General features: G+C 34.1%; 6 protein-coding genes. All 6 read right to left on the bottom strand.

Features of this window, described 5'->3' with window-relative positions; all coding sequences use genetic code 11:
- Nucleotides 1-265 precede the first annotated feature (265 nt).
- Nucleotides 266-580 (bottom strand): IS110 family transposase, encoded by a 315-nt coding sequence (locus tag BN3456_RS16135; RefSeq protein ID WP_242862760.1) that lies wholly within the window; start codon nt 578-580, stop codon nt 266-268.
- Between the two features lie 45 nt (nt 581-625).
- Nucleotides 626-760 (bottom strand): hypothetical protein, encoded by a 135-nt coding sequence (locus tag BN3456_RS16400; protein WP_278280255.1) that lies wholly within the window; start codon nt 758-760, stop codon nt 626-628.
- A 443-nt stretch (nt 761-1,203) separates the two neighbouring features.
- Complete coding sequence (locus BN3456_RS00485) at nt 1,204-1,443, bottom strand: hypothetical protein (protein WP_089981996.1); 240 nt, start codon at nt 1,441-1,443, stop codon at nt 1,204-1,206.
- A 466-nt stretch (nt 1,444-1,909) separates the two neighbouring features.
- The gene (locus BN3456_RS00475) at nt 1,910-2,143 is read right to left on the bottom strand and encodes a heavy-metal-associated domain-containing protein (RefSeq protein WP_047001637.1); all 234 of its coding nucleotides are present in this window, start codon (nt 2,141-2,143) and stop codon (nt 1,910-1,912) included.
- An 89-nt stretch (nt 2,144-2,232) separates the two neighbouring features.
- On the bottom strand, nt 2,233-4,086 hold the full coding sequence (locus tag BN3456_RS00470; RefSeq protein WP_089981992.1) for a heavy metal translocating P-type ATPase: 1,854 nt from the start codon (nt 4,084-4,086) through the stop codon (nt 2,233-2,235).
- Between the two features lie 58 nt (nt 4,087-4,144).
- Nucleotides 4,145-4,447 carry a hypothetical protein gene (locus tag BN3456_RS00465; protein WP_047001639.1) on the bottom strand — a complete coding sequence of 101 codons (303 nt, stop codon included), beginning with the start codon at nt 4,445-4,447 and terminating at the stop codon, nt 4,145-4,147.
- Between the last annotated feature and the right edge of the window lie 259 nt (nt 4,448-4,706).

Genomic DNA, 4,706 nt, shown 5'->3' with positions numbered 1-4,706 from the left:
GTAATACTATAGATAGAAATAAAATTCGACAATGGAATTTCGAGTTAAATCGACATCAAAACCAATACATATTTAATTCAAATCAGGCAGTTCCTGACTTGCCAGACACAGAAAAATTTACGCCCTCACCGGGACATTTATAAGGACTTGAAAGCACTGGAAACCTCTATCGGCGAAAACGCGGAAAACGCCTCCAGCCTTGATATGTTCTCGCTAGAAATGTTTGAAAATATCGCTTATGTTATGGCCAAACACGCTGACAAATCTATCCCTGATTCGCCGAAGGATTGACTTCCTTCGTTTGCTTTACCGCATATGGGTTCACCTGAACAACACTTATTCCATTTGTAATCATCCATGTAGCAAGGCTAAACCAGTAATGTCCAGTCGGTTCCAAGCCCATGACGATCTGATTCTTATTATTTGCTGCAGCTATCTTAATTGCCCATTCCTTTGCACTTTGGAATCCTTCAGAGCTGTTACTGAATGGGAGTGCGGACTTACTAAGTTCTCTTCCTCTGGTATCAATAGCCCTTACATAGTGAGTTTCACTGCCTACATCGCATCCTAAGATAAGCATGTCATCACTGATAAATGTGAGCTTTGCGTTCTTATCGAACTTACCTTATGTTTCTAACTCATGCCAAGTTGAAGCTTTTAGATTACTCCTTATCGCCTCTGCTTTTGCTAAAATTTCGTGTTGTTCAAAAATATTTGCTGTAATTACTTGATTTTTCTTCTTTGTGCCGTTAACATTCATGTTAGATACCTCTCGTGATTTTAGATTTTTACCAACTGCCCAGTCAGTAATAATCTAAATTTACTTGAGGTATTTTCTTGTGTCAATCTCTTGACCTATTTAAAGTATACAGGAAGCTTTCTCAATGCATTTTTTTACAAGTGTAAAAGCCTGCAAAATATTATTCACAACATCTACATTTTCCCAAAACCTATCCCTGTACTTAGATAGAAAATCGTCTTCAAAAGGGAATCTGAACATATCCGACTTGCTATCAACAACTTCAAGCGAAGTAAAATATTTCTCTAACCATACATTCTCCGACTCTGTTAGATAATTTTCTTTCTTAACATCATTATACCTTTGAAAAAGCATCATTACATCATGACAGCATTCCTCAAACAAATTCTGAATGTCTTTGTTATTGTCACAATTTCTACATAAAAGTGCTTTTAACCCAAGCTCTATACTCTGACGTAATAAAAAACACCTGTTAAAAACCACATATCTGATTTAATGTTGTCATGACCGCTACGTATCACCTCGTCGAATGTACTAAATCCACACTTATAAAAATTATATGCCAATTGCTTATAATCTTCAAAGTAGTTATGACTCCATTTTACAAAGACCTTGCTTGCGTCACATTCTATTTTCCAAAAATCCTTATTCCCTGATGGCCATAAAAATGCTGAACTATCCACGAATTATCCTCCTCTTCAACATCCAATCCACAGCCCAAACTATCTCCGACATCTTAATCACTGCTTCAACGCCCGGCATCTAAATCGACCTCTAAACTATACACACTTTTTCCTATATACCCTCATTGCCTTGTTTCCGCAGAGCTTACAGTTTAGGCCTTGATTTGAATGTTTTCTATTTCCAGATAGCATAAAAGACCTGAAATCAAGCCTTTTTTGCACCGTCTGATTTCACCTTAGACATCAGAACCACCGTCTCCACATGGCTTGAGCGGAAGTTATAGCTGTCAAATACTAGTAACCAAAATATTTTTATCAGAAATTCTCTTTGTGAGAACATATCCACTGTGGGCTTTCGTGTGTGGGAAGATATCAACGACATTATAACTTGGTAACTGTGTCCTTTACCGTAGATGACATTAACCAGCATCTGATATCATTAAAACCAAACTTATTCCCTCTTATTTTATAAAGCTTTTACTTGAGATTTTATAACTTCATATCCTAATTTATCGATGGCATTTTCAATATCTTTTATAGATACTTTTTCATCATCATATTCCACTCTTACTTTACTTGAATTAAATAGCACCTTTATGCTTTTTTTGTCTACTCCATCTAATGATTTAACTCCATTTTCTATTTTTTGCATACATGATGGACATGTTAATGTTTCTAATTGAATTGTTGCTTTTTGCATTTTTCATCTCTCCTTTAGTTTATGTTAATTGTATTATATACTATTATTATCTATAATAAATTGATTTACATCAAGAATTTTATTTATTTTTATTTTCTTAATTTATAGCGAAGAAGTCTCATACCATTTAAAATCACTACTAATATACTTGCTTCATGTACTAACATACCGATTGACATGTTCATCCATTCACTAAAGAATACGCTGGCAAGAAGGACTAATACAACCCCTACTGCAATAATAATATTTTGAAGCATGTTATTAGCGGTTGCTTTTGTTAAACCTAATGCATGTGGCAAGCGGCTGAAATCTGAATTCATTAAAACAACATCTGAAGTTTCGATTGCTACATCTGTTCCATTTCCCATAGCAATTCCAATTTGTGCTAGAGCTAGTGAAGGACTATCATTTACTCCATCTCCAACAAATGCCACAATTTGACCTTTTTCTTGTAACTCTTTAATATATGTTGCTTTATCTTCTGGCAACATATGTCCATGAGCTTCTGTAAGTCCTAGTTCACGTGCTACTAAATCAACTGTTCCTTGGTTATCACCAGAAAGAACTACTAGATTTTTAACACCAAGTTTTTTCAACTTTTTAAGATCATCTTTTACACCCGGGCGAATTTGATCACGAATACCCATCAATGCTTTTAATTCACCATCAACTGATGTTAAAACAAGTGAATTTCCATTTTTCTCAAATCTGGAAATATCTGCACGAGCTTTTTCACTTAAAAGAATATTTTCTTGCTCCATTAGTGCCACATTACCGACTGCAACTTTATGACCTTCTACATGAGCTACAATTCCTCCACCTTTTACAACATCTGTTTTTTCAACTGTATATAATTTTATATCTCCAATATATTCTACAACTGCTTTTGCTAATGGATGATCTGATTCCTTTTCAACACTTGCTAGATACCCTAATACTTCATATACATTATCTGCATAAATTTCTTTATCAGCTACTTTGGGATTTCCTATTGTTAATGTACCTGTTTTGTCAAATACCATGGTATCTAGTCTGCTAAAGTCACTAATAACCTCGCTACCTTTTAGAAGGACTCCATGACGTGCTCCATTGCCAATCCCCGCGACGTTTGAAACCGGTACACCGATTACCAATGCTCCTGGACATCCTAAAACTAATATTGTAATTGCAAGTTCAATATCCCTTGAAAATATCCATACAATAAAAGAGAGAACTAAAACAGCTGGTGTGTAGTATTTAGAAAATCTATCAATGAAACGTTCTGCTTCTGATTTTGAATCCTGTGCTTCTTCAACCAACTCAATGATTTTACCAAAAGTAGTATCCTCACCTACACGATCAGCAGTGATTTGAATAGTTCCATTTTCTAAAATTGTTCCGGCATATACCCCCGAATCTTTCTTTTTACTTACAGGAACCGCTTCTCCTGTAATACTTGCTTCATTAATATGCCCTTCTCCTGTTAACACTGTACCGTCAACTGGGATTTTTGCACCCGTTTTAACAAGCAAAATATCTCCTACATCAACTTCATCTATTTCTACTTCTTCAAACTCACCATTTTCCACTTGTTTTAAGGCACTTTCTGGTGCCATTTGAGTTAATTCTTTAATTGCAGAACGTGTTTTATTAAGTGTCCTTTGTTCTAGATAAGCTCCAAATAGAAATAAAAATGTAACAATTGCTGATTCTTCGTAGTTTCTAACTATAAAGGCTCCGATAACTGCAATGGTAACTAAAACATCAATACTAACTACTTTGACTTTTAATGCTTGATACGCTTGAATCGCAATAGGTGAAACTCCCAAAATTGAAGCAATTACTAATGCCCATATGGCTATTTGTTCGTTTTCGAAGCCTAATTTACTGACAAATGCAATTATTATTAAAATTGCACTTACTATTGTAATATGGTTTTTTCTTCCTAATATAAATTTTTGCATATTCATACTCCTCCCTATTAGATTATTTATATCTTTTCATTGCTTTGTTTATTTTCTTTTATGCTTCATATGCTTTATCTAATTCTGCTAACATGTTATATACTGCTTCATAACTTTCGCATACATCACCTGGAACTGTATAATTATCTGTGATTTCACGTAATTTTACAAACTCCTCTTTTAAGTCCGGCTTTTCTACTCCCGCATCTTTTGCTTTCTTTGCAAGTTCATCATATACTTTACGAACCTGGTAGAATTCTGGATGATTTCCTCCATGAACTTTTGCTACAACTGGAACATATTGTGCTAATGTTTTTAAATGAGTTTCCTTTACTTGATTAAAATTTAATTGTCTTGACATATTTTTTTCCTTCTTTCTTGTTTTATTTTTTCTTTATCTTGATTATATAATACTATAGATTGAAAGAAATTAAATTGATCTAAATCAAGTTTAGTCTTTTTTAAATGTTTTAATAATTTTTACTACTATTTTAGTAAGTGCTTCAAAAGATAGCGTCGTGTAATCTCCATGCAGATCCTGTAAAATTAACCTAAAATGTCTTTAGGAGGTTATACAATGGATCAAGGTAATAGAGCTTTATGGAAAGAACGGATTCAAG

The organism is Clostridium sp. C105KSO13 (assembly GCF_001517425.1).
Lineage (GTDB): Bacteria > Bacillota > Clostridia > Lachnospirales > Lachnospiraceae > Muricomes.
Note: the sequence above shows the minus strand (reverse complement) of the source record. Positions and strands in the feature narration are given on the sequence as shown.

Coding starts and splice junctions, on each gene's coding strand:
- BN3456_RS16135 (WP_242862760.1), bottom strand. CDS start 580: ATGCTTATCTTAGGATGCGATGTAGGCAGTGAAACTCACTATGTAAGG.
- BN3456_RS16400 (WP_278280255.1), bottom strand. CDS start 760: ATGAATGTTAACGGCACAAAGAAGAAAAATCAAGTAATTACAGCAAAT.
- BN3456_RS00475 (WP_047001637.1), bottom strand. CDS start 2,143: ATGCAAAAAGCAACAATTCAATTAGAAACATTAACATGTCCATCATGT.
- BN3456_RS00470 (WP_089981992.1), bottom strand. CDS start 4,086: ATGCAAAAATTTATATTAGGAAGAAAAAACCATATTACAATAGTAAGT.
- BN3456_RS00465 (WP_047001639.1), bottom strand. CDS start 4,447: ATGTCAAGACAATTAAATTTTAATCAAGTAAAGGAAACTCATTTAAAA.